Below are 26,257 nucleotides of genomic sequence, written 5' to 3'. Positions count from 1 at the left end.
AGCCCTCTCCCCGCCTGCGGGGAGAGGGGGACGCACACCCTTCGCATCGGATCGACCGACGACCGTTTCACGCCCCCACCTCCGCGATCGCAGACCGGATCACCTCGTGATCCGAGAACGGGAGCACCTGTGCGCCCACGATCTGGCCGGTTTCATGACCCTTGCCGGCCACCACCAGCACGTCGCCGGGCCGGAGCCCGCGCATGGCGGTGCGGATCGCCTCGGCCCGGTCGCCGATCTCGATGGCGCCGGGAGAGGCGGCGAGGATGGCGGCGCGGATCGAGGCCGGATCCTCGCTGCGCGGATTGTCGTCGGTGACGATGACGAGGTCGGCTTTGCGTGCCGCGATGGCGCCCATGAGCGGGCGCTTGCCGGTGTCGCGGTCGCCGCCACAGCCGAAGACGCAGGTCAGGCGACCTGTCGCGAAGGGGCGGAGCGCGTCGAGCACGCTCTCCAGGGCTTCGGGCTTGTGAGCGTAATCCACGAGGCAGAGGGCGCCGTTGACCTCGCCGATCCGCTCCATGCGGCCGGGCACGCCGGTGAGGTGTTCGAGGGTGGCGAGAATGTCCGCCATGCGGTCGCGTCCGATGGCGGCGCCGACGAGGCCGGCGGCGAGGAGCGCGTTCTCCACCTGGAAGGCGCCGACGAGGGGCAGGTCGACCCGGTGCGTCCCCGGCTCGTCTCCGAGCCGGATCGTCAGGACTTGGGCGAAGCCTTCGGTCCGGGCGTCGACGAGGCGGATGGCATCGCCCTTCATGCCGGTCGTCAGGACATCGTGCCCGGCAGCGCGCGCGGCCTCGATGACCCGGTCGGCGTAGGGACCATCGGCATTGACGATCACGGGCCGGCCGTCCGGCAGGAGCGTCGTGAACAGCCGCAGCTTGGCCTGGAGATACTCCTCGATGGTGGCGTGATAATCGAGGTGGTCGCGGCCGAGATTGGTGAAACCGGCCACAGTGAGCGTCACGCCGTCGAGGCGGCGCTGCTCGATCCCGTGGGACGACGCCTCCATGGCGAGATGGGTGATGCCGTCATCCGCCAGCCGCGCCAGGGTCTCGTGCAGCGAGACCGGATCGGGCGTGGTCAGCGAGCCGTATTGCGCGCCGCGATCGGTGACGATGCCGACCGTGCCGAGGCTCGCCGAAGCGAATCCCATACGCGACAGGATCTGACGGACGAAATCGGCCACCGAACTCTTGCCGCTGGTCCCGGTGACCGCGATCACGGTCTGCGGCTGGCGGCCGGAGAAGCGCGCGGCGGCGAGCGCCAGGGCCCGTCGCACGTCGGGAACGGCGATCCAGAGAGCCTCTGCCGGCAGGTCGGCGGGCCGATCGCCCTCCCCCAGGATGGCGACGGCGCCATCCGCGAAGGCCTTGGCCGCGAAGACCTTGCCGTCCACCCGCGTTCCCGGCACCGCCACGAAGACGCCGCCGGGAACGACCCGGCGGCTATCGGCGGTGATGTCATGCGCGGCGTTTCCCGCCGCAGCACCAAGGTCGGCCTCGGGAAACAATTCGCCGAGGGTCATGCCGCTCATCGCCCGTCGAGCATCGTCGCGTGATACGCGCCGAGCTTCACCATGAGGGGGAACGGCTTCACCGGCGGATCGAATTGCGGCGGCAGACCGATGATCGGGGCGACGCGCTCGATCACCCGCCCGGTGACGACGCCCGAGTTCCAGGCAGCGGTGGCGTAGCCGCCGGATTCCGGCAGGCCCTGCGGCTCGTCCATGATGGTGACGAACAGGTATTTCGGGTTGTTCATGGGCGCGGCGGCCATGAAGGTCGTGAACAGGCGGTTCTTCACGTAGCGGCCGTGGATCACCTTCTCGGCGGTGCCGGTCTTGCCGCCCACGTAGTAGAGCGGGATCGAGGCCTTCTTGGCCGAGCCCTCCACCGCGTTGAGGCGCATGATGAAGCGCATCGCCTCGCTGGTCTCGGGCTTGAGCACGCGGGTCGCCTTCTTCAGCGCCTCGGCCTCGGTGGTCTTGAGGAAGGTCGGCACGATGAGGTTGCCGCCGTTGGTGATGGCGCCCACCGCCGCCGCCGCCTGGAGGGGGGCGACCGCAAGGCCGTGTCCGAAGGCGATGGTGATGGTGTTGATCTCGGTCCAGCGCGAGGGAACGATGGGCTCCGCGCTCTCGGGCAGTTCCGTCCGCATCCGGTCGGTGAGGCCCATCTTCTTCAGGAAGGCCTTGTGGCCGGGCACGCCGATGCCGAGCGCCATCTTGGCCGAGCCGATGTTGGAGGAGTGGGTGAACACCTCCGGCATGGTGATGGTGCGGTTGGTGCCGTGATATTCGTGGATCTTCTGCCGGCCCCAGGTGAGCACGCCGCCGCGGGTGTCGAAGGTGGAATTGACGTTGTACTTGCCGGAATCGAGCGCCATGGCCAGCGTCATCGCCTTGAAGGTCGAGCCCATCTCGTAGACGCCGACATTCATCCGGTTGATCCGGTCGGGATTGTTCGCCTCGGCCGGGTTGTTCGGGTCGAAATCCGGCAGGGAGGCGAGCGCGATCACCTCGCCGGTGGTCACGTCGAGGATCATGCCCGCCGCGGCCTTGGCCTTGAAGTGGTCGAGGCCCCAGGCGAGCTCGTCGCGCAGGGCGAATTGCGCCCGCAGGTCGATGGAAAGCTGGACCGGCCGGAGGTCGGTGGATTTGGCGACGAAGCCGAGGCTGTTGAGGTCCTTCAGGCCGGTATTGTCGATGTACTTCTCGATGCCGGCGATGCCGATATTGTCGAGGTTGGTCACGCCCAGGATATGGGCCGCCGCCGTGCCGTTGGGGTAGACGCGCTTGTGGTCCGGCAGGAAGCCGACGCCCGGAATGCCGAGGCGATGCACTTCGAGTTGCTGCTTCGGGGTGATCTCGCGCTTGACCCAGACGAAGCCCTTCTTCGTCGAGAGCTTGGCGCGCAGGTCGGTGGCGTTGAGCTCGGGCAGGACGGCGGTGAGGAGCTCCACCGCCTCGTCCTTGTCGTAGATGTTCTTCGGCTCGGCGAAGACCGAGACGGTGCGGATGTCGGTGGCGAGGATCTCGCCGTTGCGGTCGACGATGTCGGGCCGGATCGCGGTGGTGGCCGCGGCGGCGACGCGGTTGTCGCCGTTATCGGCCTGGGGGAAGGCCGCCATCGCCACGAGCCGGCCGGCGATGGTGAGGAACACCACCGCGAAGCCGAGACCGACGAGGCCGACGCGGGCATAGGACCGCTCGATGGCCAGATGGAACATCGCCCGCACCACGCCCATCACCGTCCAGGTCGGACGCGCGGCTGGCGCCGGCTGCGGAGCGCTCTCGGGGTGGTGGGCGTCCCCGGCCTCTTCGGCGGTGTGGGGCGCGTGATCGTGAACGGTCTCGTCTGACACGGGACTACCTCGAAACCGTATTGGGCGTTCTGGTGGTTTGGACGGTGGTCGTCTTGGTCGCCGACGCGGTGGTCGTCGGCTTGGTGGTCGTGGTGCGCGTGGTGATCGAACCGGTCGTCCTCGGCTCGTCGGAGGACTTCGCCGCCGACTTCTCCTTGGGCGTCGCGGTGGCGGCCAGCAGGCGGCCGATCTCGTCGCCGCGGTCGGGACGCATCGGCAGGTCGGAGAGGCGTCCGAGATGGTTCACGCCGATGGGCTCCAGGGCGAGATGGCGCTCCACCGCCGCCTGCAGGCGGTCGGGGCGGGTCAGGAGCTGCCACTCGGCCCGCAGCACCGCGATGGCCTGCCGCTCCTTGTGGAGCTGGCTCTTGGCCTTCGAGACCTGACCGGCCTGGTACAGCGTGTCGTACTTGATCGAGTAGGCGTAGATCGCCGAGCCGATCAGGCCGAGGATGGCGAGGACGTTCAGCAGACGGATCACCGACGCACTCCACCGCTCTTCGAGACGAGGTGACCGCGCTGGGCGGGAAGGGCCGCCAGCGCTTCGATGGCGGCCAGCGGCGGCGCGACGGGCGCCATGGTGCGCTCGGCGGCCCGGAGCTTGGCCGAGCGCGAGCGCGGGTTGGCATGGATCTCGGAATCCGACGCCGTCACCGGCCCCTTCGTCACCATGGTGAAGCTGCGCGGGGTCGGCGCATCGGCGCTCGGCAGGTGGCGGGAGGCCTGGGCCGCCCGGCCGCTGCGCGCGGAGAAGAACTGCTTGACGATGCGGTCTTCCAGCGAATGGAAGGTCACCACGGCGAGGCGCCCGCCCGGCCGGAGGATCCGCTCGGCGGCATGAAGCGCCTGGACGAGTTCGCCGAGTTCGTCGTTCACGGCGATGCGCAGCCCCTGGAAGGTCCGCGTCGCCGGATGGATGCCGCTGGCGGGGTCCGCCCAGACCACGCTCGACACGACCTCGGCCAGCGCCGCCGTGGTCTCGATCGGGCCTTTCCGCCGCGCCTCGATGATGGCCCGGGCCACGGCCCGCGAGCGGCGCTCCTCGCCGTAATGGTAGATGATGTCGGCCAGCGTCGCCTCCTCGGCGCCGTTGACGAGGTCGGCGGCGCTCTGGCCGGCGCGCTCCATGCGCATGTCGAGGGGGCCGTCGTTGCGGAACGAGAAGCCGCGGTCGGCCTGGTCGATCTGCATCGAGGAGACGCCGATATCGAGGACGACGGCGTCAGCCGTCTCAGTACCCTGGTCCCGGACGAGGGCGTCGAGCGTGCCGAACCGGCCCGGCACCAGGGTCAGGCGCCCTTCGGAGGCGGCCACGAGGGCCGCGCCGCCGGCGATGGCGTTGGGATCGCGGTCGATGGCCAGCACGCGAACGCCCGGATCGGCCTGCAGCATCGCACGGGTGTAGCCGCCCGCACCGAAGGTGCCGTCGACGGCCAGGGACGCGCCGGTCAGCCCGAGCGAGGCCACCACCTCCGCGAGCAGCACGGGAATGTGGGGCGGGGTCGCCGCCGGGCCGTCGGGGGCGCCGTCATGAAGGACCGTCATGCCGCGAACCGGTCGATGGCGACGTGCGAGACGGACCGGGGCGAAGCGCGCCGAAGCGGAACGGGTCGAGGACGCCGGACGGCGACGGAAGAAAGGATGTGACGCATGCGTCCCTGCGGCGGGCATCGACCGCTCCGAGGCGGCCGGAAGAGACGGAACGGCAAAGGAAGACGGGACGTCGCGGACGCGGCCCGCACTTCGCCCCAGACGAGCGCCCTGTGCGTCCGCCGTTCCCAAAATCGCCGCTGACGAAGTGATTCCGGGTAACATGAGCCTCTGAGCACCGTCAACGCGCGGACCCGCATGGGCTCCGTCGAGACCGATCAGACCTCAGCAAGGTTAACCGACGGTAAGTTTCGTCGGTTTTATGCAGCCTATTCGATGCGTGGAACGACGCTCGCCGGGTGCCGGCGGGAAGCGGATCAGCCGGCCTTTAAGCCGGGTTCTGTAGGGCCCGGGAGCGAACTCCCGGACGTGGCGGCCATTCCTCTGGGACGATCGTTACCGAACGCCTCGAGCAACCAACCCGGGCGACGAGCCTGGAGAGAGGGCTTGCCCCGTCCTGTCGGACCGAGCGTGTCGCCCCTATTCGGTTTTGCTCCCGGTGGGGTTTGCCGTGCCGTCCGCGTTGCCGCGTCCGCGGTGCGCTCTTACCGCACCCTTTCACCCTTACCCTGCATGAAGCAGGGCGGTCTGCTCTCTGTGGCACTGTCCCTGGGGTCGCCCCCGCCGGACGTTATCCGGCACCGTCTCTCCATGGAGCCCGGACTTTCCTCCCCGGTTCGCACCGGAGCGGCCGCCCGGCCGACTGATCCGGCGCGGATGTGCGCCGCCATCGCGCCCGAGGTCAAGGAGCCGGATGACCATCCGGGCGCCATGGCGGGATTTTGTTCGGCGGCTTGCTCGACGATCCAGGCGGCCCTAGCTCACCCGATGGGCCACGCCCGTCGCGGCGGCCCGCCAACGTGAGGAGGTGACCATGGCAACGAGCGATTCGGCCTGGACGCTCGAAAACGTATCCGAACTCCGGACGCTGGCGCGCGAGCGCGTGCCGGTCTCCATCATCAGCCTGAAGCTCAAGCGGCCGATCGAAGCCGTCTCCGCCAAGCTCGCCGAACTCGGCATCACGCCGGCCAATGAATTGGGCGGCGCATAGGTTCATGACCCGGTGCGCGGGGCGCGCTATGACGCGCCCCGCGATTGCGCCGTCCTACCAGGAGCCGGTATTCTCCATGGAGGCCCAAGGCTCCTGCGGGGCCTTCGCCTCGCCCTTCTGCAGGATCTCGATGGAGATCCCGTCCGGCGACTTCACGAACGCCATGTAGCCGTCGCGCGGCGGCCGGTTGATGGTCACGCCCTTGTCCTGCAGGCGCGCGCAGAAGGCGTAGATGTCGTCCACCTGATAGGCGAGGTGACCGAAATTGCGCCCGCCGGAATAGGTCTCCGGATCCCAGTTGTAGGTGAGCTCCACCTGGGGCGCCTTCGTCTCCAGGGCCGTGTCGTAATCGCCGGGGGCCGCGAGGAAGACGAGGGTGAAGCGGCCCTTCTCGTTCTCCACGCGGCGGGTCTCGCGCAGGCCGAACGTATCCACGTAGAAAGCGAGCGCCTTGTCGAGATCCGCCACGCGGACCATCGTGTGCAGGTATTCCATGAGCTGGGTCGTCTCCGGTTGATGCCGCCTATGTGGCCCGGCTATGCCGGACGTCAACGCCGCGATGCCCCCGACGCTCCCGCCCCCTCACGCCCCGAGGGTGGAAGCCGGGCGGACCGGCGACACGGAGCCGTTCTCAATCCTCGCTCCCGATCAGGACCGACCGCATGCGTACCGAAAGCCCGACCCTGATCCGTCTCGAAGATTACCGGCCGAGCGACCACCTCATCGACACGGTGGAACTCGACGTCCGGCTCCATCCCCGCGAGACCAGGATCGTCGCGACCCTGGCCCTGCGCCCGAACCCGGACGGACGCTCCGACGCGCCCCTGGTGCTGGACGGTGACGATCTCACGCTGACGCGGCTGTCGCTCGACGGCGAAATCCTCGATCCGGCGGCCTATTCCGCCACGGCCTCGGCGCTGACGGTGCATGAGCCGCCGCGACAGCCCTTCACGCTGGCGATCGAGACGCGGGTCGACCCGACCGCCAACACCAAGCTCATGGGCCTCTACCGGTCGAGCGGCGTCTACTGCACCCAGTGCGAGGCCGACGGCTTCCGCCGGATCACCTACTTCCTCGACCGGCCCGACGTGATGTCGGTCTATACGACCCGGATCGAAGCCGATGCCGACGAAGCGCCGGTCCTTCTCGGCAACGGCAACCTGACGGAAGCCGGGCCCGCCGGCCCGGGCCGGCATTATGCCATCTGGCACGATCCGCACCCGAAGCCCGCCTATCTCTTCGCCCTCGTCGGCGGCCGCCTCGACCGGGTGTCCGCTGAGTTCACCACGATGGAGGGCCGCCCCGTTTCCCTCGCCGTCTACGTGGAGCCGGGCAAGTCGGACCGGGCCTCCTATGCCCTCGACGCCATCGCCCGCTCCATGACCTGGGACGAGGAGGCGTTCGGCCGCGCCTACGATCTCGACGTCTTCAACGTCGTGGCGGTGTCCGATTTCAACATGGGCGCCATGGAGAACAAGGGCCTCAACATCTTCAACGACAAATACGTCCTCGCCTCGCCCGACACCGCCACCGATGCCGATTACGCGGCGATCGAGCGGATCATCGCCCATGAGTATTTCCACAATTGGTCGGGCAACCGCGTCACCTGCCGCGACTGGTTCCAGCTCTGCCTGAAGGAGGGCCTCACGGTCTTCCGCGACCAGGAATTTTCGTCGGACATGCGCTCGCGCGCGGTCCATCGCATCGGTGAGGTCAGGACGCTGCGTGCCCGCCAGTTCCCGGAGGATGCCGGGCCGCTGGCCCATCCGGTCCGGCCCCGAGCCTATGCCGAGATCAACAACTTCTACACCGCCACCGTCTACGAGAAGGGCGCGGAGATCGTGCGCATGCTGCGTAGCCTGATCGGCGCCGCCGCCTTCCGGGCCGGGATGGACCGCTACTTCGCCGACAATGACGGGCGGGCCGCCACGGTGGAGGATTTCCTCGCCGCGTTCAGTGCCGAGACCGGGCGCGACCTGTCGGATTTCGCGCGGTGGTACGAGCGGCCCGGAACGCCGGTGGTGAGCGTCGAGGGGGATTACGACGCCGCGGCGCGGACCTATCGCCTGCGCTTCCGCCAGCTTTTGGCCGGCGCCGAGGACAGCCCGCCCCTCGTCATCCCCATCGCCCTCGGCCTCGTCGGCGAGGGTGGCCCCATCGCCGCCTCCTGCGAGCGCGTGAGCGAGGGTGTGTTCGTCCTCGACCGCGCCTGCGACGAGATCGTGTTCTCAGGGGTCGACGAGAGGCCGGTGCCCTCCCTGTTGCGGGGCTTCTCCGCCCCGGTCCGGATCGAGATGGCATCGAGCGATGCCGACCGCCTGAGACTGCTCGCCCGCGACACCGACGCGTTCAACCGCTGGCAGGCGGCCCAGAGCGTCGCCATGCGCCTGATCGTCGAACGGACGAGGGCCGATGCCCCGCCGGCGGAGGATGCGGGACCGGACGCACGGGCCTTCGTCGAGGCTCTCGCCACCTTCCTCGATGCCGAAGCCCTGAGCGATCCGGCTTTCGCCGCCCTTGTCCTCGGCCTGCCGAGCGAGGGCGACGTCGCCAACGAAATCGGCGGCGACGTCGATCCCGATGCGATTCACCGCGCCCGGCGGACCCTGCGGCGCCAGATCGGGCAGGGTCTCGGACGACGACTGGACTCCCTCCACGCCGCCATGACCGACGCGACGGGCGCGGCCTTCAGCCCCGATGCGGCCTCGGCCGGGCGCAGGGCCCTGCGCAACGCCGCCCTCGACCTCATCGCCGCGGCGGACGAGGCCCGAGGCGGCGAACTCGCCGCCACTCAATTCGCCGAGGCCGCCACCATGACCGACCGGCTGGCGGCCCTCTCGACCCTGGCCGCGATCCCCGGCGAAGCGAGGGAGGCGGCCCTCCATGCCTTCGGCGTCCGTTATGCCGACGAGCCGCTGGTCCTCGACAAATGGTTCGCCCTTCAGGCGATGATCCCGGAGGATGGCACCATCGCCCGCGTCGCGGCGCTTCAGGGCCATCCGGCTTTCGCCATCACCAACCCGAACCGGGTACGCGCGCTTCTCGGGACCTTCGCCATGGCGAACCCGACCCAGTTCGCCCGACCCGACGGAGCGGGCTTCAGATTGATGGCGGACGCGATCCGGACCATCGACGGGACGAATCCACAGCTCGCCGCGCGGCTCCTCACCGCGTTCGGTTCGTGGAAAATGTTGGAATCCGGACGGCGGACTCAAGCTACGGTCACGCTTGGCGAATTCGCCTCCGCCGGGGGGCTTTCGCGTGACGTGGCCGATATCCTCGGCCGGACACTCGAGAATGGTTAACGCTTTCTAAAATAAGGTCAAATTCGAACTATCGATTCTTCGAATCCGATTGTCACACCGAGCCGAGAGTCAAGCGCTCGCCCAAGAATTTCGTGGACAAGTTGCCTGTGGAAATGCTGAATTGGATACGATTCGAAGCGTGACTCACTCCACGCCGAGGAACGACTCATCCACAGCTGCGGGGGCTTGTCATGCTGGAGGCGGATTCCGCTTCCCTCTCCGCACGTGCGGATACGATTCTTGGTATTCACCGCCCTCAGACTGCGGCCCATACCCGGTTCGTCCGTGCCGAGATCTGGCTCCGCTATGCGGTGCCCGCCTTTCTGGCCACGTTTCTCGTCTGCCTCGCGGCGGGCGCGGCGCTTCAGCTGCGCGGCGAGCGCAGCGAGATCCTGCGCGATACGGTCACCGACATCGAGACGTTCACGCGTCTCGTCACCGGCGCCCTGGCGGATGTGGAGGCGACCTCCCCCGCGATCCGGTCGCGCCTGGAGACGCTCGTTCCCGCGTCCCTGATGCCGGCCGGACGTCAGATCCTCGTGACCTCGGCATCCGAGACCATCCTCGGCGCCCATCCGGCACTGACGGATCTGAGCGGGACCCTCACGGACCGCCTCGGCGAGATGCAGGCGCTCAGCACGCTGGGCGAGCGCGCCGGCGTGATGGCCCTCACCCTCGCCAACGGCGAGCAGGCCTTCGCGGCCTTGCGGACGCTTCCCAAGGGCCGCGGCCAGATCGCCGTGATCCAGCCCATCGCGCCGGTCCTCGACGCCTGGACCATGCGGATGCGGCATCAGGTGGTTCTCTACGGCGCCGCCGCCCTCGTCATCATCGGGATCGGGATCGCCTACGCGCTCCAGACCCAGCGCGCCTACGCGGTGGACAGGCTCTGCGAGCAGATCAAGCAGCGGCTGGACACGGCGCTCGGCCGCGGTCGCTGCGGATTGTGGGACTGGGATATCCCGCGCGGCCGGATCTACTGGTCGGATTCGATGTACGCCCTGCTCGGCTACCGCCGGGAGCGGGAGTTCCTGTCCTTCGGGGACGTGAACGCCCTGGTCCATCCCGATGACGGCGACCTCTACGCCCTGGCCCGACAGCTGGCCGCGAGCCAATCCACCGTCGATCACGAGTTCCGCATGCGCAGCGCCAATGGCGGCTGGATCTGGCTGCGCACCCGCGCCGAGATCGTCCCCGATCAGGTCGATGGCGGCCGTCACCTCGTCGGCATCGCCCTCGACGTCACCGAGCAGCGCCAGCTCGCCGAATCCAACGCCACCGCCGACATGCGCCTGCGCGACGCGGTGGAGGCGATCTCCGAAGCCTTCGTCCTGTGGGACACGAGCAACCGCCTCGTCCTGTGCAATTCGAAGTTCCGCCACCTCCATGCCCTGAGCCCGGACGACGCGATTCCGGGCAAGCGCTACCACGAGATCATGGGCCGGGGCGTCCTGCCGCCGGTGCGCCGCGAATTGCGCGAGATCGAGGCCTCGTCGGCCACGGCCCGCACCTTCGAGGCGGAGCTCACCGACGGTCGCTGGCTCCAGATCAGCGAGCGGCGGACCAAGGACGGCGGGTACGTCTCGGTCGGCACCGACATCACCAACCTCAAGCGCCAGCAGGAGCAGCTCGTCGCCTCGGAGCGCGAACTGATCGAGACGGTCAAGGATCTCAAGCGCTCGCGCCGGACCCTGGAACTCCAGACGCAGCAGCTCGCGGACCTCGCCGAGCGCTACCTCGACCAGAAGGCCCAGGCCGAGACCGCCAACCAAACGAAGTCCGAATTCCTCGCCACCATGAGCCACGAGTTGCGCACGCCGCTCAACGCCATCATGGGCTTCGCGGAGTTGATGGAGAGCGGGGTCTACGGGACGCTCGGCTCCCCGCGCTACACCGAGTATTGCCGCGACATCCGCTCCAGCGGCGACTACCTGCTCTCGGTCATCGACGACATCCTCAACATGTCGCGCATCGAATCGCACCGCGTCCGCTTGGCCCTGCAGGAAGTCTCCCTCGACAGCGCGGTCCAGAATGCGCTGAAGCTGGTGGCCGAGGCGGCCAAGGCGAAGTCGCTGACCATCGGCGTCGACGTCGCCACCGATCTGACCCTGCTGGCCGACGGCCGCGCCCTGCACCAGATCCTCCTGAACCTCATCCAGAACGCGGTGAAATTCACCCCCGGGGGAGACGGGCGCATCGTCGTCAAGGCGCGTCCCTCCGGCGATCTCGTCAACATCTTCATCGAGGACAATGGGATCGGCATCCCGAAGGCGGCGCTGCGCCGCCTCGGCTCGCCCTTCCAGCAGGTGGAGACGAATCTCACGCGCACGCATAAAGGGTCCGGGCTGGGTCTCGCCATCGCCCGCTCCATGGCGGAGCTGCATGGCGGTTCGCTGCGCATCCGTTCGGAGGAGGGCCTCGGCACCATCATCATGGTGCGCATGCCGATCCCGACGGCGGAACGGCGGCGCGATCTCGTCGCCGCGAGCTCCGACGAGACGGTGGACTCCTTACGCGAGGTGTCGGGCGCGCGGCCCCGTGGCGGCGCCGGAACGGCCGGGATGCAGCCACGGGCCATGGCACCCGTATCGGCCTGAGGGCGGCGATCCCCGCCCTGACGGCCGCTTTTTCCGGATGGGGATGGTCGGCGGGTGGAGGAACGCCCGCGCATCCCTCCGCCCGCGGGTTCTCCGGACTTTCAGTACTCGACGATGTCCTCGAGCGCGTAGTGCTTCACCGTCTTGCGGTTGGCGATGAGCTCGTCGATGGTCGGCTCGCCCTTGATGGCGCGGGCGACGGCGAGCTTCGTCGCCTCGTAATTGGTGCGGTAGAGGTCCTTCTGGTCGAGATTGGCGTCCTCGGCGCAGCGCGGATCGAGCCAGATCATGATGATCATGCACAGCTCGTCGAGCCCGTCCTTCGGCAGGATGCCCTCGATCACGCAATCGACGATGGCGTCGCCCGTGGCGGCCTGAACCACACCACCGAGGAGGTTGACGTATTCCGCCGTGTGGATCGTCGCCTTGGTGGTCATCATCGTGGAGGGGCGCACGAGCTGGTTCAGGTCGCGCACCACGAACATGCGGGTGTGGCCCTGGACCTGCCCCATCATGCCGGCGAAGGCCTGGCCCACCGGACCGCGGGTGGAGCCGATCAGCACCTCCGGCATCGCGTCGGTGTACTGGCCATCGGCGGCGAGGACGGTGGCCTCTCCGGTGCGGAACCAGATCTCGGACATGTGGGCGTTTCCTTGTTCCTGGGCATTGGCTGCCGGGCCGGCGATCCGGCCGTTTCGCGGGCGGAGAAACACCGTTCCGCCGCCGCCCGTCAATCGCCCGCGTCCGAGAGAGTTTCGCGGGCGGCGCTTCCCCTCTGGCCCTGCGCGCCACAATCGGTCATTCCATGCGCGGTTTCCGGCATCGCGACATCGGCGTGGTCCGATGGATCGCCGCCCATCCTCGGGCCGATGCCGCGAGCCGAACGGGAGTGGGGCACATGAACGGGCAGCAGGAACGGGACTGGAGTCTCGCCGTCGCCGCATTGCCGGACGGTGTGCGGCTCGAACTCGGCCTCGCGGACCTGTCCGGGACGCCCTTCACCGCCATTCTCGCCCTCGACCGGCGGGAGGCGCGCGACCTCGCCCGTGCCCTGCTCGCGGCCTCGGGCGATGCGGCGGAGCGGACTTTTCCGCGTCCGTCCTCAGCGAATGGGGACTGACTGGTTCAACCGCGACCGGGGAGGCGGGGCACCTTGAGGCCGCGCTCTTCCGGCGTCGGCTTGCAGATGTAGGAGAACTCGGTCTGCAGGTCGGAGAAGATCGCTTCCCCGGTGATCTTGCAATTCTCGCGGGCCGTCTCGTCGAGGAAGGCCCGCGCCGCCTCGCGCAACCGCTTGGCACGGGTCTCCGCCGGGCCGCCCTGCCCGTCGTAACGCTCGTCGATGCCGCAGCCCGTGATTTCCCGCACTCCGTCGGAGACGACGAGCATCTTGTTCACGCGGCGCTGGTCGTAGACGGAATACGGGTCCTTGCAGCCGATGGTCACCACCTGAACGCCCACGCTGGCGTAGTTCTTCGACAGGTAGGAGAAACCGGTGCAGCCCGAGACTCCGAGAGCGAGAGTGACCGCGACGGCCAGGATTCCGGTGGTCCGGTTCAACGTGGTCGCGCTCCGCTCAAGCCATCGATCAAGCCATCGATCAAGGGATCGCATTGAAGCGCGGGCGGTCCGACGGTCAAGCCTCGCCAGGACACACCCGCGCTCCATTCCACCGAATCGCATGCCTTCGTGTCTCTCACGAAACTCCCGCTGCGCTGTCGAGCTCGCAGCGAGAGCCGACCGTGATCGAGAGTTACATGAGGCACTCTTACTCCGCCGCCACCGCAAGATAGCGGGCCGGGTCGTAGTTGAGGATCGGCCCGAGCCAGCGCTCCACCTCCCGAAGGTCCATGCCCTTGCGCAGGGCGTAATCCTCGACCTGATCGCGCTCGACCTTGGCGACGCCGAAGTAATGCGCGTCCGGGTGGGCGATGTAGAGGCCCGAGACCGACGAGCCCGGCCACATGGCATAGCTCTCGGTGAGCTTCACGCCGATGCGCGACTCGGCCTTGAGCAGGTCGAACAGGGTGACCTTCTCGGTGTGGTCGGGCTGGGAGGGATAGCCCGGCGCCGGGCGGATGCCGGCATAGTCCTCGCGCACGAGATCGTCGGGGGCGAAGGTCTCGTCGGGGGCATAGCCCCAGAACTCCTTGCGCACCCGCTCGTGCATGCGCTCGGCCAGCGCCTCGGCGATGCGGTCGGCGAGCGCCTTGACCAGGATCGAGCGGTAATCGTCGTTGGCCCGCTCGAACCGCTCCGCGATCCGCACCTCCTCCAGCCCCGCCGTGACCACGAAGCCGCCGACGTAATCGCCGATGCCCGTCTCCGTCGGTGCCACGAAGTCGGACAGGCAGGTATTGGCGCGCCCGTCGCGCTTCGACAGCTGCTGGCGCAGGCCGTGGAAGGTCGCGAGTTTTTCGGAGCGGCTCTCGCCGGTATAGAGCGCGATGTCGTCGCCCACCGAATTTGCCGGCCAGAAGCCGATGATCGCCTTCGGGTTGAACCAGCGCTCATCGACGATCTGCTTCAGCATCTCCTGTGCGTCGTCGAACAGGGCCTTGGCGGCGGGACCCTGGTTCGGGTCCTCGAAGATCGCCGGGTAGCGGCCCTTGAACTCGTAGGTCTGCAGGAACGGCGTCCAGTCGATATACGGCACGAGGTCGGCGACCTCGTAAGAGGAATAGACCCGCACGCCGGTGAAGCTCGGCTTCGTCGGACGGTAACCCGACCAGTCGATCTTGAACGGGTTGGCGCGGGCTTTGGCCAGCGGCAGGCGCTGCTTGTCGAGTTCCGAGCGGGCATGGGCATCCGAGACCTTGCGGTACTCGGCCCGGATGTTGGCGATGGTGGTGTCCCGCGTCTCCTTGGATAGAAGGCTGGAGACCACACCCACGGCGCGGCTGGCATCCGTCACGTAGACGGTCTGGCCACGGTTGTAGGACGGGTGGATCTTCACGGCGGTGTGGACACGGCTGGTCGTGGCGCCACCGATGAGGAGCGGCACGTCAAAACCCTCGCGCTCCATTTCGGCCGCGACGTGAACCATCTCGTCCAGCGAGGGCGTGATGAGGCCCGACAGGCCGACGATGTCGACATTCTCGCGCTTGGCCACGTCGAGGATCTTGGCCGCCGGCACCATCACGCCGAGGTCGATGATCTCGTAATTGTTGCAGGCGAGCACGACGCCGACGATGTTCTTGCCGATGTCGTGGACATCGCCCTTCACCGTCGCCATCAGGATCTTGCCGGCGGCCTGGCGCTTGCCGTCGCCGCCATTGGCGAGTTTTTCCGCCTCCATGAAGGGTTCGAGATAGGCCACCGCCTGCTTCATCACGCGGGCGGACTTCACCACCTGCGGCAGGAACATCTTGCCCGAGCCGAACAGGTCGCCGACCACGTTCATGCCGGCCATCAGGGGGCCCTCGATGACGTGGAGCGGACGTTCGACGCCGAGGCGCGCCTCCTCGGTGTCGACGAGGATGTACTCGGTGATGCCGTTGACCAGGGCGTGCTCGATGCGCTTCTCCACCGGAGCCTCGCGCCAGGACAGATCGGCCGTCTTGGCCTGCACGCCGCCGCCCGACTTGAAGCGCGCGGCCGCATCGAGCAGCCGGTCGGTGGAATCCTCGCGCCGGTTGAGGACGACGTCCTCGCACAGCTCGCGCAACTCGGCCGGAAGCTCGGCGTAGATCGCGAGCTGGCCGGCATTCACGATGCCCATATCCATGCCGACCTGGATCGCATGGTACAGGAACACCGCATGCATCGCCTCGCGCACCGGCTCGTTGCCCCGGAAGGCGAAGCTCAGGTTCGAGATGCCGCCCGAGATATGGGCATGGGGCAGGGTCTCGCGGATGGTCTTGGTCGCCTCGATGAAGGCGACGCCGTAGCCGTTATGCTCCTCGATGCCGGTGGCGACGGCAAACACGTTCGGATCGAAGATGATGTCTTCCGGCGGGAAGCCGACCTCCTCGGTCAGAACCTTGTAGGCCTTGGTGCAGATCTCGACCTTGCGCTCGTAAGAGTCGGCCTGGCCTTGCTCGTCGAAGGCCATCACCACCACGGCGGCGCCGTAGGAGCGGCAGACCTTGGCATCGGCGATGAACTTCTCGACGCCCTCCTTCATGGAGATCGAGTTCACGATGGCCTTGCCCTGGACGCATTTGAGCCCGGCCTCGATGACGTGGAATTTCGAGGAATCGATCATCACCGGCACGCGGGCGATGTCCGGCTCGGCGGCGACGAGGTTGAGGAACTCGACCATCGCCTTCTCGGAATCGAGCAGGCCCTCGTCCATGTTGATGTCGATGATGCTGGCGCCCGCCGCCACCTGATCGCGCGCTACGTCGAGAGCGGCCGCGTAGTCGCCGGCGGTGACGAGCTTGCGGAATTTCGCCGAGCCCGTGACGTTGGTGCGCTCGCCCACATTCACGAAGGGGATCTCCTTCGTCAGCGTGAAGGGCTCGAGGCCCGACAGGCGCATCAGGCGGGGCACCTCCGGGATCGCGCGGGGCTTCACGCCCTCCACGGCCTGCGCGATGGCGCGGATATGGTCCGGCGTGGTGCCGCAGCAGCCGCCGACCATGTTGACGAGGCCGGAGGTGGCGAACTCGCCCACCAGCCGGCCCATGGCTTCGGGGCTCTCGTCATAGAGGCCGAACTCGTTGGGAAGACCCGCATTCGGATAGGCGCAGACCAGGGTGTCGGCGATGCGCGAGAGTTCGGAGATGTGAGCGCGCATCTCCTTGGCGCCGAGCGCGCAGTTCAACCCGATGGTGAGCGGGCTGGCATGGCGCAGCGCGTTCCAGAACGCTTCCGGGGTCTGGCCCGAGAGGGTACGGCCTGAGAGATCTGTGATGGTGCCCGAGATCATGATCGGCAGGGTGGTGCCGGTCTCCTCGAACACCGCCCAGGCCGCCGCCACCGCCGCCTTTGCGTTGAGCGTGTCGAAGATGGTCTCGATCAGGATCAGCTCGGCGCCGCCATCGATCAGGCCGCGCACCTGCTCCATGTAGGCGGTCTTCACCTGATCGAAGGTCACCGCCCGGTAGCCCGGATTGTTCACGTCCGGCGAGATCGACAGGGTACGGTTCGTCGGGCCGATGGCGCCGGCGACGAAGCGGCGGCGCCCATCCTGCTTCTCGGCCAAAGCGGCGGCCTCGCGGGCGAGCCGCGCGCCTTCCGCGTTCAGCTCGTGGACGATCGATTCCATGCCGTAATCGGCCTGGGCGATGGTGGTGCCCGAGAAGGTGTTGGTTTCGCAGACGTCGGCCCCGGCCAGGAAGTAGTCGAGGTGGATCTGCCGGATCGCGTCGGGCTGCGTCAGGATCAGGAGGTCGTTGTTGCCCTTCTGGTCGTGGCTGTGATCGAGGAAGCGCCCCCCGCGAAAATCCGCCTCGCCGTAGCCGAGGCGCTGGATCACGGTGCCCATCGCCCCATCGAGGACGAGGATTTTCTCCGCTGCCCGCTGGCGCAGGGCGGTTTCGATCTCTTTTCCGTCAACGGGGCGGAGGTCTGTCATGTCGTATCCTTGGAGACGCGAAGTCCCACCAATCCACCTCATCCTGAGGTGCCGGAGCGTAGCGAAGGCCTCGAAGGAGGCCTCCAGGTCTCGTTGCGCGATCTGGACCCCTCCTTCGAGGCCCGCATGCGCGGGCACCTCAGGATGAGGTCCGAGGGTTGGAGCGCGCGTGCTTGTTTCAGGCCGCCTTCGCCGCCGCCACCTTCGGCGCCTGCGCGCGCAGGCCGAGGAGATGGCAGATGGCATAGACGAGGTCGGAGCGGTTCATCGAGTAGAAATGGAAGTCGTTGACGCCTTCGTCCACCAGATCGAGCACCTGCTCGGCCGCGACCGCCGCCGCGATCAGGCGGCGGGTATCGACGTCGTTGTCCAGCCCCTCGAACCGCGCGGCCAGCCAGTACGGCACCGAGGCGCCGGTGCGGCGGGCGAAATTGGCGGATTGCTTGAAGTTCTGCACCGGCAGGATGCCGGGGATGATCGGGATCTCGATCCCGGCCGCGCGGACCTTGTCGACGTAGCGGAGATAGACGTCGTTCTCGAAGAAGAACTGCGTGATCGCCTGGTCGGCGCCCGCATCGACCTTGGCCTTCAGGGCGTCGATATCGGCGTCCAGCGTGGCGGCCTCGGGGTGCTTCTCGGGATAGGCCGAGACCGAGACCTTGAAGTCGCCGATCCGCTTGATGCCGGCCACGAGATCGCTGGTCCTGGCATAGCCGCCCGGATGCGGCCGATAGGCGGTGCCGACGCCGTCCTGCGGGTCACCGCGCAGGGCCACGATGTGGCGTACCCCAGCATCCCAATAGGATTGCACGACCTCGTCGATCTCTTCCCGGGTGGCGTCCACGCAGGTGAGATGGGCGGCGGGCTTGAGGCTCGTCTCCTTGATCATCCGCGCCACGGTGTTGTGGGTGCGCTCGCGGGTGGAGCCGCCGGCCCCATAGGTCACCGAGACGAATTTCGGCTGGAGCGGAGCGAGCCGCTCGATCGACGACCACAGGACCTTCTCCATCTCGTCGGTCTTCGGCGGGAAGAACTCGATGGAGACCTGGATCGGACGGTAGCCGTCGCGGCTGGCGCGGTGATGGGAAGCGGTGGGCATCGGGTCGTCCTCAAGATCGTTCGGTTCAGACGTATGTCGTCGAGACGGAATTCCGTGGCGGCCGGTCAGGCCACCGCGCGCTCCGCCTCGGAAGCGAGGGTCGGCTCGGCCGCCGAGGCGGCGAGCCAGAGGGTCACGGTGAGCTGGTGCCCGCTCTCGTCGGCCGGGGCGAGATGCCGTGTCGCCACCATGCCGAGCCCGGCATCGGCGAGCCAGCCCGTCACCTGCTCGGCGGCGAAGCCGAGGCGGCGATGGGCCTGCTCCTCGCGCAGGAATTCGAGATCGTGCGGCGCGAAATCCACCACGAGAAGCCGGCCTCCGGGCGCCACGAGCCGTGCCGCCTCGCGGAGCGCACGGGCGGGGTCGTCGAGATAATGCAGCACCTGATGCACCACCACGAGGTCGAAGCTGCCCCGGCCGAAGGGCGGGGCATGGATGTCGCCCTGGCGCAGGTCCACGCCGGACAGCCCGGCCCGCTCCAGATTGGCGCGGGCGACGGAGAGCATGGCGTGGCTCGAATCCAGTCCCGTGGCGCGGGAGGCCCTGGGAGCGAGGAGCCCGAGCATCCGCCCGGTGCCGGTGCCGAGATCGATCAGGCTCCGCACCGGGCGCGATCCGAGGGCGTCGATCACCGCCGCCTCTACAATCGCCTCCGGCACGTGGAGCGATCGAAGCTGGTCCCATTTCGGGGCGAGGCGGGCGAAGAAGCTCTGCGCGGCATCCGCGCGTTGAGCCCGCACGCCCTCCAACCGGGCCCGATCCTCGGACAAAGGCGGGCTCGACCGGTCGAGACCGCCGACCAGGGGCTCCACCAGACCCGTCCTCGCCTCGATCAGCCGAAAGAACGCCCAGGCCCCCTCGCGATGCCGTTCCACCAGCCCGGCCTCGACGAGAAGCTTGAGATGGCGAGAGATGCGCGGCTGCGACTGGCCGAGGATGTCGGTGAGATCGGAGACCGACAATTCCCCCTGCATCAGCAAAGCGAGGATGCGCAGGCGCGTCTCTTCCGCCGTGGCGCGCAGCACACCGAGGGCATCGGAGAAAGGAAGGACGACCGTCGCCTTGACGCTCTCTTGAGACATAAAGATATCTTTATGTTCGATCCGGACGCATGGCAAGGGGAAACGGCGGCTGGCCGGAATCATGAGAGAAACAGGCGTGGGCGACGATGCCGGGAGGGGAGCGTTCCGGGCGATCTGCCGATATGGTCGGCTCAACACGTCCCTTGTCGATTCCGGAACAACAGAAACGCCACCGCGTGACCCAGCCGAATTCCCGTCCCCCGATCCGTTTCCGTGGCCGCTCCTTCATGGCCCTGGTGCTGGCCCCCTCGGCACCGGTGCATGACTGGCTCGAAGACCTCGACGCGCTGTCCCGGCGCTCCCCCGCCTTCTTCGTGGGGCGCCCGGTGATCCTCGACGTGTCCGGCCTCGGGCTCGACCGCGCGGACCTCACCGCCCTGGTCTCCGAGCTCAAGGCCCGCGACGTCACCGTGATGGGAATCGAGGGAGCCAAATCCGGCAGCCTCGGCGAGGGGCTGCCCCCCGCCCCGGCCGGCGGACGGCCGGTGGACGAGGTCGCCACGCCGGACGCGCCCGCGCCGACGCAGGTGGAGCCGCCGCGCGCCGCCCGCTCGCTGATCCTCGACCAGCCGGTCCGGTCGGGCCAGACCATCCTGCATCTCGAAGGCGACATCACCATCATGGGATCGGTGGCTTCCGGGGCGGAAGTGATCGCCGGCGGCTCCATCCATATCTATGGAGCGCTGCGGGGGCGGGCCATCGCGGGCGCCTCCGGCAATCCCGATGCCCGCATCACCTGTCGCAAGTTCGAGCCGGAACTGCTCGCCATCGACGGTCTCTACCGGACGGCCGACGATCTCGGGCCGGACCGCCGGGGCCAACCGGCGCAGATCCGCCTGGAAGGCGATGCGATCAAGGTCGCCGCGCTGGAGTAGCGCCGACATATGAACCTGGGATCGCAGGATTATAGGGTCACAGGATCACGGAAAGCCGGCTCGTTAACCAAGCGGTAACCATAAGGACCGTCAATGGTTCGGTAAGGAATCGCGAGAGCCCGTGACACACGCCCCTCCATCCCGCCGATCCGTGACGCTACGAGGCCGTGCCTTCAAGGCACTCGTCCTGGCTCCGGAAGCTCCGCTTCCCGATTGGTTCGCCGATCTGGACGCCTCGCTGAAGCGGTCGCCGACGCTGTTCGACGGCCGTCCCCTCATCCTCGACATCGCGGCGCTCGGGTCGGACCCGGACGTGCTCGGCAAGGTCCTGGCCGATCTCGGTGCCCGCCGCATCCGCATCCTCGGCATCGAGGGCGCGGCGGCGACCCTGGCGGGAACGCCGATGCTCGACGGTCTCGCCCTGCCCCCGCTCCTCGTGAACGGACGGCCCACCCTCGGCATCGAGATTCCGAAGGATGCCGAGCCGGAAACCACGTCTCTCATGATCGAGGGCTCGGTCCGGTCCGGCCAGTCGATCACGCATCCCACCGGTGACGTCACCGTCATGGGTTCGGTGGCCTCCGGCGCCGAGATCCTCGCCGGCGGCTCGATCCACGTCTACGGGGCGCTTCGCGGCCGGGCCATCGCCGGTGCCGCCCGCAACCCCCGCGCCCGCATCTACTGCCGCAAGTTCGAGCCCGAACTGCTCGGGATCGATCGCCTCGTCCGCACGGCCGAGGACATGGGCACGACCCTGCGCGGGAAACCCGTGCAGATCTGGCTCGATAGCGGCTCCATCAAAATGGCAACCTTGGATTAAGGAGAAACACGCATGGCCAAGGTTCTGGTCGTTACATCTGGCAAGGGCGGCGTCGGCAAGACGACCACCACAGCGGCTCTCGGCGCGGCACTCGCGCAGGCCGGACAGAGCGTCGCCGTCGTCGATTTCGACGTCGGCCTGCGCAACCTCGACCTCGTGATGGGCGCCGAGCGGCGCGTGGTCTACGACCTCATCAACGTGGTCAACGGCGATGCCAAGCTCAACCAGGCGCTGATCCGCGACAAGCGGCTCGAGAACCTGTCGCTGCTGCCCGCCTCGCAGACCCGCGACAAGGACGCCCTCACCGACGAGGGCGTCGCCAAGGTGATGGAAGAGCTGCGCGAGAAGTTCGACTGGGTGATCTGCGATTCCCCGGCCGGCATCGAGCGCGGAGCCACCCTGGCCATGCGCCACGCCGACCTCGCCGTCGTCGTCACGAACCCGGAAGTCTCCTCGGTGCGCGATTCCGACCGGATCATCGGTCTGCTGGATTCCAAGACCCTGAAGGCGGAGCGCGGCGAGGTGATGGAGAAACACCTCATCCTCACCCGCTACGACCCCGCCCGCGCCGACCGCGGCGACATGCTCAAGGTCGACGACGTGCTCGAGATCCTCTCGATCCCGCTGCTCGCCATCATCCCCGAGAGCCTGGAAGTGCTGCGCGCCTCCAATGTCGGCTGCCCGGTGACGATGAACAACCCGCTCAGCGCCCCGGCCCGGGCCTATATCGACGCCGTCCGCCGCCTGAAGGGCGATACGGTTCCGATGACCGTGCCGTCCGACAAGAAGTCTCTCCTCAACAAGCTGTTCACCCGGAGGGCGGCATGAGCCTGCGCAACCTCTTCAGCAAACGCGCCTCGGCCCCCACGGCCCGCGACCGTCTCCAGCTGATCCTGGCCCATGAACGGGCCGGGGCCGGCGGCTCCGACCTGGTGATGCTCCTGCGGGAGGAGATTCTCGCCGTCATCGCCAAACACGTCACGGTGGAGCGGGACAAGGTCCAGATCCGCCTGGAGCGGGGCCAGGACATGTCGACCCTCGGGGTCGACATCGAACTCCCGGTGACGGCTCCGGCCAAGGCCGCCCCGGCGGCGGCCAAGCCGTCCAAGGCCAAGCGCGCCGCCGCGTGAGGGTCCGCCGTCAGCCGATGAACAGGCCGGCGATGGTCGCACTCGTCAGGTTCGACAAGGTACCAGCCAGGATCGCGCGCATTCCATAGCGTGCGATCTCGGACCTCCTCTCGGGGACGAGGCTCGCCAGACTCGCGAGCTGGATCGCGATGGAGGCCAGATTGGCGAAGCCGCACAGGGCGAAGCACAGGATGGCCGTCGTCCGGGCATCGAGCGTGCCGGCCTTGAGCACCGGCGAGAGCTGCGCATAGGCCAGGAACTCGTTGAAGGCGATCTTCTGCCCGATGGCGCCGCCGACCAGACCGGCCTCGCTCCAGGGCACGCCCATGAGCCAGGCCAGCGGCGCGAAGGCGAGCCCGAGCACGCCCTCGATGCTGAGGGACGGATAACCGACGAGTCCGCCGCCCCATCCGGCGATGCCGTTGAGAAGGGCGATGAGCCCGGTGAAGGCGATCAGCATGGCGCCCACCGACACCGCGATGACGAGGCCTTTCTGCGTGCCGTCGGCCGCCGCCTCGATGAGGTTCACCGCCCGCGTCTCGGCGAATTCCACCCGCATCGTCGTCACCCGCGTCGGCTCCGTCGAGGGCATCAGGATCTTGGCGTAGAGAAGCCCGCCGGGAATCGCCATGACGCCGGCGGCCAGCAGATATTCCATCGGCACGCCCAACGCGGCGTAGCCGGCCAGGATCGACCCGGCGGTGGACGCGGCCCCGCTCGACATCACAGCGAACAATTCGGCCCCGGTCAGCAGGATCAGGAACGGCCGCAGGGCCACCGCGATCTCGCTCTGGCCGATGACGATGGTGATGACCGCCGAGAAGGTCTCGATGGGCGAGGTGCCGAGCACCCGCTGAAGCCCCGCCCCGATGAGGCGGGCCAGCGTCTGCATCACCTTCAGATGATACAGGATCGCGATCAGCGCCGAGACGTAGAGGATCTGCGGCAGCACCCGCAGGGCCAGGATGAAGCCGCTGCCGCCGAAGAGCTCGAACATGCGCGGCTCGACGAGGCCGCCGAACAGGAACAGGACCCCACGGTCGCCATAGGCCAGGACCGTCTGGACCAGCGTCGCCGCCGCATCGAGGGCCTGCCGCCCCACGGGCACGAACAGCACGATTGCCCCGATGGCGATCTGCAGGGCGAGGGCCGAGACGACGGTCCGGGGCCGGATCGCCCGGCGATTGGTCGAGAACAAAATCGCGACGGCGAGGAGCAGCGCCAGGCTCGCGCCGGCATGGAGCAATCGCTCGGTCATCGTGTCCCCTCTCTCAGCCCGAGAGGAGCAAGGGCGATGCCGGGATGGGCGGGCGTCATGTGGGGGTTCATCCGGAACGGGAGGACGTCCGGCGTGTTGACCGTCAAGCTGCGCCGTAATGCGGCGCATAACCGGTTTGAAGGGATACAGCCATGAGCCTCATCGGACGCCTCGTCACCAAGCTTCTCGGTAACGACAACCGCCCCGTCGTCCGCGACGACCGCAACTACGATTCGAGCAACCCGATCGGCCGCCTCGTGACGAAGATCCTGCGGAAGTAAGCTCGACGAACAATCACTCTTCCCGCACGCATTGAGTGGGAAGCAACGCCCCCGTCTTCATTGTGGCGGGGCGGCAGCTGGGGGTGAGGGACGATCCCGGAGGAGTTTCCCCCAGAATCGCTCCTCACGCCCTACCACGAACCTCATCCTGAGGTGCCGCGCGAGCGGCCTCGAAGGAGCCCTCCAGTCATCGCAAGGCAGACTGGAAGGCTCCTTCGAGGCTTTCGCGATGCGAAAGCACCTCAGGATGAGGTCGGCGGGTCGGCAGTCCCTTCATTGCGCGGACGTTTCGCCAATCTCTGCAAGGCATCCCAATCACTGGCGATGAGGGCTTCCTTCTTCGCCCTGCTCCATCCTTTCAGCCTGCGCTCGAACGCAATGGCATCGGTGATCCATTCGAATTGAGCGGCATAGACCAGAGCAACGGGCCGGCGGCTGCTAGTCTAGCCGGGAAACGTGCCAGCGTGATGCTCACCAAGTCGCTTGTCGAGGGATTCGCCGCGCGCCGATCCGACATCGTAGCTACTGTCGGCACAGCGCAGGATGTAGTCAAAAGCCGGCACGCGACAGAATCTATCCTCACGCCGCCTTACGCTTGTTCTTCTTCTCCCGGCCCTGCCCCGGCGCGGTCTTGCCGGTCTTCGACCGGTCGAGGACGAAGCGGGCGTAATCGTCCATGTCGCCGGCGAAGGGCTTCACCGTGCGGTCGGCGGCGAGCCAGAGACGGTCGGCCACCAGTTCCATCAGCGAACGGTCGTGGGTGATGAGGATGACGGCGCCGCCGTAATCGTTCAGCGCGTCGAGCAAGGCCCGGCGGCTGTCGATATCGAGATGGTTCGTCGGCTCGTCGAGGATGAGCAGGTGGGGCGCCTGCATCGCCACGAGGTTGAGCAGGAGCCGGGCGCGTTCGCCGCCCGAGAGGGCGTCGACCGTGGTCTCCTGCTTGTCGAAGGCGAGGCCGAAGCTGGCGAGCTTGGCGCGACGCCCGGATTCGCTGTCGTCCGGCCGCTCGCGGCGGATGATGTCGAGGGGCGTGTCCTTCGGGTCGAGGGCTTCGATCTGGTGCTGGTGGAACCAGCCGACCTGCACCCGGCCCTCGCGCACCATGCGCCCGTCCCGCACCTTCAGGGCGCCGGCCGCCATCTTGGCGAAGGTCGACTTGCCGGCGCCGTTCACGCCGAGAAGGCCGATCCGGTCATCGACGTCGAGGGTCAGGTTGAGGTCGCGCAGCACCGGCTCGTCATTGCCATAGCCGATGGTGGCATCGGTGAGATGCATCAGCGGCGGCGCCAGCGGGCGCTTGGGCGAAGGCAGGTGGAACGGGGCCACATGCTCCTCGATGGTGGTGGAGATGGGCTCCATCTTGGCGAGGCGCTTCATGCGTGACTGGGCCTGCGCCGCCTTGGAGGCCGATGCCTTGAACCGGTCGACGAAGCTCTGCAGATGGGCGCGCTCGGCGTCCTGCTTCATCTTGGTCGAGGCCTGCAGCCGCGCCTTCTCGGCCCGGCGCTTCTCGAAATCGTCGTAGCCGCCGGTATAGAGTTCGAGCTTGCCGTTGGCGACGTGAAGGATCGCGTCCACCGAGTTGTTCAGAAGCTCGCGGTCGTGGCTGATGATCAGCGCCGAATGCGGATAGCGCTTCAGCCGCGCCTCCAGCCACAGAGCACCCTCCAGATCGAGGTAGTTGGTGGGCTCGTCGAGGAGCAGCATGTCCGGCTCGGCGAAGAGCGCGGCGGCCAAAGCCACGCGCATGCGCCAGCCGCCGGAGAATTCCGACATCGGCCGGGTCAGGTCCTCCACCGAGAAGCCGAGGCCGGCGAGAATTTCGCCCGCCCGCGCGGGAGCCCGGTCGGCGTCGATCTCGATCAGCCGGCCGTAGATCTCGCCCATGCGCTCGGGCTCGGCGGTCTCGAGTTCGAGGTTCAGCGCCTCGCGCTCGATATCCGCCGCCAGGATGGTGTCGATGAGGGTGACGGGGGTCGCCGGGTGCTCCTGATCGACGGAGGCGACGCGGGCATTCTTCGGCAGGAGGATCTCGCCGCTATCGGGCTGGAACTCGCCGAGGATGATCTTGAACAGGGTCGACTTGCCGACACCGTTGCGGCCGACGAGCCCGACCTTCGATCCGGGCGGGACGGCCACGCTCGCGCGGTCGAAGAAGCGCCGGCCCCAGGCACTGAAAGTGAGGTCTTCGATCTGGATCATGAATCAGCGGCCAAACG

General features: G+C 67.8%; 21 protein-coding genes and 1 other RNA gene. 9 read left to right on the top strand and 13 right to left on the bottom strand.

Features of this window, described 5'->3' with window-relative positions; all coding sequences use genetic code 11:
- Positions 1 to 67 precede the first annotated feature (67 nt).
- The 5 genes from ASF34_RS13385 to rnpB form a co-directional block, all read right to left on the bottom strand.
- Positions 68 to 1,537 (bottom strand): UDP-N-acetylmuramoyl-L-alanyl-D-glutamate--2,6-diaminopimelate ligase, encoded by a 1,470-nt coding sequence (locus ASF34_RS13385; protein ID WP_056161605.1) that lies wholly within the window; start codon positions 1,535 to 1,537, stop codon positions 68 to 70.
- Positions 1,534 to 3,366, bottom strand: coding sequence for a peptidoglycan D,D-transpeptidase FtsI family protein (locus ASF34_RS13380; RefSeq protein ID WP_018045179.1), 1,833 nt, complete (start codon positions 3,364 to 3,366; stop codon positions 1,534 to 1,536). Before ASF34_RS13380 ends, ASF34_RS13385 begins: the two co-directional genes overlap by 4 nt.
- 4 nt (positions 3,367 to 3,370) lie before the next feature.
- Complete coding sequence (gene ftsL, locus ASF34_RS13375) at positions 3,371 to 3,847, bottom strand: cell division protein FtsL (protein ID WP_018045180.1); 477 nt, start codon at positions 3,845 to 3,847, stop codon at positions 3,371 to 3,373.
- Positions 3,844 to 4,911, bottom strand: coding sequence for a 16S rRNA (cytosine(1402)-N(4))-methyltransferase RsmH (gene rsmH, locus ASF34_RS13370; protein WP_018045181.1), 1,068 nt, complete (start codon positions 4,909 to 4,911; stop codon positions 3,844 to 3,846). Before rsmH ends, ftsL begins: the two co-directional genes overlap by 4 nt.
- A gap of 418 nt (positions 4,912 to 5,329) precedes the next feature.
- Positions 5,330 to 5,723: RNase P RNA component class A (rnpB, locus tag ASF34_RS15360), an RNA gene on the bottom strand.
- 167 nt (positions 5,724 to 5,890) lie between these two features.
- Between rnpB and ASF34_RS23140 the strand changes: the two genes are divergently transcribed.
- The gene (locus tag ASF34_RS23140) at positions 5,891 to 6,067 is read left to right on the top strand and encodes a hypothetical protein (RefSeq protein WP_018045182.1); all 177 of its coding nucleotides are present in this window, start codon (positions 5,891 to 5,893) and stop codon (positions 6,065 to 6,067) included.
- A gap of 54 nt (positions 6,068 to 6,121) precedes the next feature.
- On the opposite strand, the gene ASF34_RS13365 is transcribed toward ASF34_RS23140, so the two are convergent.
- Positions 6,122 to 6,562: a VOC family protein gene (locus ASF34_RS13365; RefSeq protein WP_018045183.1), complete on the bottom strand. Its 441-nt coding sequence runs from the start codon at positions 6,560 to 6,562 to the stop codon at positions 6,122 to 6,124.
- A gap of 167 nt (positions 6,563 to 6,729) precedes the next feature.
- Between ASF34_RS13365 and pepN the strand changes: the two genes are divergently transcribed.
- Positions 6,730 to 9,372, top strand: coding sequence for an aminopeptidase N (pepN, locus tag ASF34_RS13360; protein WP_056161603.1), 2,643 nt, complete (start codon positions 6,730 to 6,732; stop codon positions 9,370 to 9,372).
- A 191-nt stretch (positions 9,373 to 9,563) separates the two neighbouring features.
- A complete protein-coding gene (locus ASF34_RS13355; RefSeq protein ID WP_056161601.1) occupies positions 9,564 to 11,969 on the top strand; it encodes a PAS domain-containing sensor histidine kinase in 2,406 nt (801 codons plus the stop codon).
- A gap of 101 nt (positions 11,970 to 12,070) precedes the next feature.
- Here the strand turns inward: ASF34_RS13355 and fae are convergent, their stop codons facing one another.
- On the bottom strand, positions 12,071 to 12,610 hold the full coding sequence (gene fae / locus ASF34_RS13350) for a formaldehyde-activating enzyme (protein ID WP_056161600.1): 540 nt from the start codon (positions 12,608 to 12,610) through the stop codon (positions 12,071 to 12,073).
- Between the two features lie 257 nt (positions 12,611 to 12,867).
- On the opposite strand from fae, the gene ASF34_RS13345 reads away from it, so the two are divergent.
- Positions 12,868 to 13,089, top strand: coding sequence for a hypothetical protein (locus tag ASF34_RS13345; protein WP_018045187.1), 222 nt, complete (start codon positions 12,868 to 12,870; stop codon positions 13,087 to 13,089).
- Between the two features lie 5 nt (positions 13,090 to 13,094).
- Here ASF34_RS13345 and ASF34_RS13340 read toward each other — a convergent pair whose 3' ends face one another.
- The 4 genes from ASF34_RS13340 to ASF34_RS13325 all read right to left on the bottom strand — a co-directional run bounded on the left by ASF34_RS13340 (position 13,095) and on the right by ASF34_RS13325 (position 19,671).
- Positions 13,095 to 13,529, bottom strand: coding sequence for a hypothetical protein (locus ASF34_RS13340; RefSeq protein WP_018045188.1), 435 nt, complete (start codon positions 13,527 to 13,529; stop codon positions 13,095 to 13,097).
- A gap of 208 nt (positions 13,530 to 13,737) precedes the next feature.
- Positions 13,738 to 17,490: a methionine synthase gene (metH, locus tag ASF34_RS13335; RefSeq protein ID WP_056161598.1), complete on the bottom strand. Its 3,753-nt coding sequence runs from the start codon at positions 17,488 to 17,490 to the stop codon at positions 13,738 to 13,740.
- Between the two features lie 178 nt (positions 17,491 to 17,668).
- On the bottom strand, positions 17,669 to 18,589 hold the full coding sequence (metF, locus tag ASF34_RS13330) for a methylenetetrahydrofolate reductase [NAD(P)H] (RefSeq protein ID WP_056140226.1): 921 nt from the start codon (positions 18,587 to 18,589) through the stop codon (positions 17,669 to 17,671).
- A 65-nt stretch (positions 18,590 to 18,654) separates the two neighbouring features.
- The gene (locus ASF34_RS13325) at positions 18,655 to 19,671 is read right to left on the bottom strand and encodes an ArsR/SmtB family transcription factor (protein WP_056161596.1); all 1,017 of its coding nucleotides are present in this window, start codon (positions 19,669 to 19,671) and stop codon (positions 18,655 to 18,657) included.
- 176 nt (positions 19,672 to 19,847) lie between these two features.
- Between ASF34_RS13325 and minC (ASF34_RS13320) the strand changes: the two genes are divergently transcribed.
- The 4 genes from minC (ASF34_RS13320) to minE all read left to right on the top strand — a co-directional run bounded on the left by minC (ASF34_RS13320) (position 19,848) and on the right by minE (position 22,496).
- Positions 19,848 to 20,546 (top strand): septum site-determining protein MinC, encoded by a 699-nt coding sequence (minC, locus tag ASF34_RS13320; RefSeq protein WP_274533756.1) that lies wholly within the window; start codon positions 19,848 to 19,850, stop codon positions 20,544 to 20,546.
- Between the two features lie 121 nt (positions 20,547 to 20,667).
- On the top strand, positions 20,668 to 21,366 hold the full coding sequence (gene minC / locus ASF34_RS13315; protein ID WP_056161594.1) for a septum site-determining protein MinC: 699 nt from the start codon (positions 20,668 to 20,670) through the stop codon (positions 21,364 to 21,366).
- A 12-nt stretch (positions 21,367 to 21,378) separates the two neighbouring features.
- Positions 21,379 to 22,194: a septum site-determining protein MinD gene (gene minD / locus ASF34_RS13310; protein WP_018045194.1), complete on the top strand. Its 816-nt coding sequence runs from the start codon at positions 21,379 to 21,381 to the stop codon at positions 22,192 to 22,194.
- A complete protein-coding gene (gene minE, locus ASF34_RS13305) occupies positions 22,191 to 22,496 on the top strand; it encodes a cell division topological specificity factor MinE (RefSeq protein WP_018045195.1) in 306 nt (101 codons plus the stop codon). The genes minD and minE overlap by 4 nt, the downstream gene beginning before the upstream one ends.
- 10 nt (positions 22,497 to 22,506) lie before the next feature.
- Here minE and ASF34_RS13300 read toward each other — a convergent pair whose 3' ends face one another.
- Complete coding sequence (locus ASF34_RS13300) at positions 22,507 to 23,754, bottom strand: NupC/NupG family nucleoside CNT transporter (RefSeq protein WP_056161592.1); 1,248 nt, start codon at positions 23,752 to 23,754, stop codon at positions 22,507 to 22,509.
- A 152-nt stretch (positions 23,755 to 23,906) separates the two neighbouring features.
- On the opposite strand from ASF34_RS13300, the gene ASF34_RS13295 reads away from it, so the two are divergent.
- Positions 23,907 to 24,035, top strand: coding sequence for a hypothetical protein (locus ASF34_RS13295; RefSeq protein WP_018045197.1), 129 nt, complete (start codon positions 23,907 to 23,909; stop codon positions 24,033 to 24,035).
- Positions 24,036 to 24,614: 579 nt separating this feature from the next.
- On the opposite strand, the gene ASF34_RS13290 is transcribed toward ASF34_RS13295, so the two are convergent.
- Entirely contained in the window at positions 24,615 to 26,240 is a 1,626-nt protein-coding gene (locus ASF34_RS13290) for an ABC-F family ATP-binding cassette domain-containing protein (RefSeq protein WP_018045198.1), read from the bottom strand.
- Between the last annotated feature and the right edge of the window lie 17 nt (positions 26,241 to 26,257).

The sequence above is a fragment of the Methylobacterium sp. Leaf106 genome, assembly GCF_001422895.1.
GTDB classification, from domain to species: domain Bacteria; phylum Pseudomonadota; class Alphaproteobacteria; order Rhizobiales; family Beijerinckiaceae; genus Methylobacterium; species Methylobacterium bullatum.
Note: the sequence above shows the minus strand (reverse complement) of the source record. Positions and strands in the feature narration are given on the sequence as shown.

Bases quoted from the DNA above. Each gene is read 5' to 3' on its own strand.
- ASF34_RS13385 (WP_056161605.1), bottom strand. From the start codon at position 1,537: ATGAGCGGCATGACCCTCGGCGAATTGTTTCCCGAGGCCGACCTTGGT.
- rsmH (WP_018045181.1), bottom strand. From the start codon at position 4,911: ATGACGGTCCTTCATGACGGCGCCCCCGACGGCCCGGCGGCGACCCCG.
- ASF34_RS23140 (WP_018045182.1), top strand. From the start codon at position 5,891: ATGGCAACGAGCGATTCGGCCTGGACGCTCGAAAACGTATCCGAACTC.
- ASF34_RS13365 (WP_018045183.1), bottom strand. From the start codon at position 6,562: ATGGAATACCTGCACACGATGGTCCGCGTGGCGGATCTCGACAAGGCG.
- pepN (WP_056161603.1), top strand. From the start codon at position 6,730: ATGCGTACCGAAAGCCCGACCCTGATCCGTCTCGAAGATTACCGGCCG.
- ASF34_RS13355 (WP_056161601.1), top strand. From the start codon at position 9,564: ATGCTGGAGGCGGATTCCGCTTCCCTCTCCGCACGTGCGGATACGATT.
- fae (WP_056161600.1), bottom strand. From the start codon at position 12,610: ATGTCCGAGATCTGGTTCCGCACCGGAGAGGCCACCGTCCTCGCCGCC.
- ASF34_RS13345 (WP_018045187.1), top strand. From the start codon at position 12,868: ATGAACGGGCAGCAGGAACGGGACTGGAGTCTCGCCGTCGCCGCATTG.
- metH (WP_056161598.1), bottom strand. From the start codon at position 17,490: ATGACAGACCTCCGCCCCGTTGACGGAAAAGAGATCGAAACCGCCCTG.
- metF (WP_056140226.1), bottom strand. From the start codon at position 18,589: ATGCCCACCGCTTCCCATCACCGCGCCAGCCGCGACGGCTACCGTCCG.
- ASF34_RS13325 (WP_056161596.1), bottom strand. From the start codon at position 19,671: ATGTCTCAAGAGAGCGTCAAGGCGACGGTCGTCCTTCCTTTCTCCGAT.
- minD (WP_018045194.1), top strand. From the start codon at position 21,379: ATGGCCAAGGTTCTGGTCGTTACATCTGGCAAGGGCGGCGTCGGCAAG.
- minE (WP_018045195.1), top strand. From the start codon at position 22,191: ATGAGCCTGCGCAACCTCTTCAGCAAACGCGCCTCGGCCCCCACGGCC.
- ASF34_RS13300 (WP_056161592.1), bottom strand. From the start codon at position 23,754: ATGACCGAGCGATTGCTCCATGCCGGCGCGAGCCTGGCGCTGCTCCTC.
- ASF34_RS13295 (WP_018045197.1), top strand. From the start codon at position 23,907: ATGAGCCTCATCGGACGCCTCGTCACCAAGCTTCTCGGTAACGACAAC.
- ASF34_RS13290 (WP_018045198.1), bottom strand. From the start codon at position 26,240: ATGATCCAGATCGAAGACCTCACTTTCAGTGCCTGGGGCCGGCGCTTC.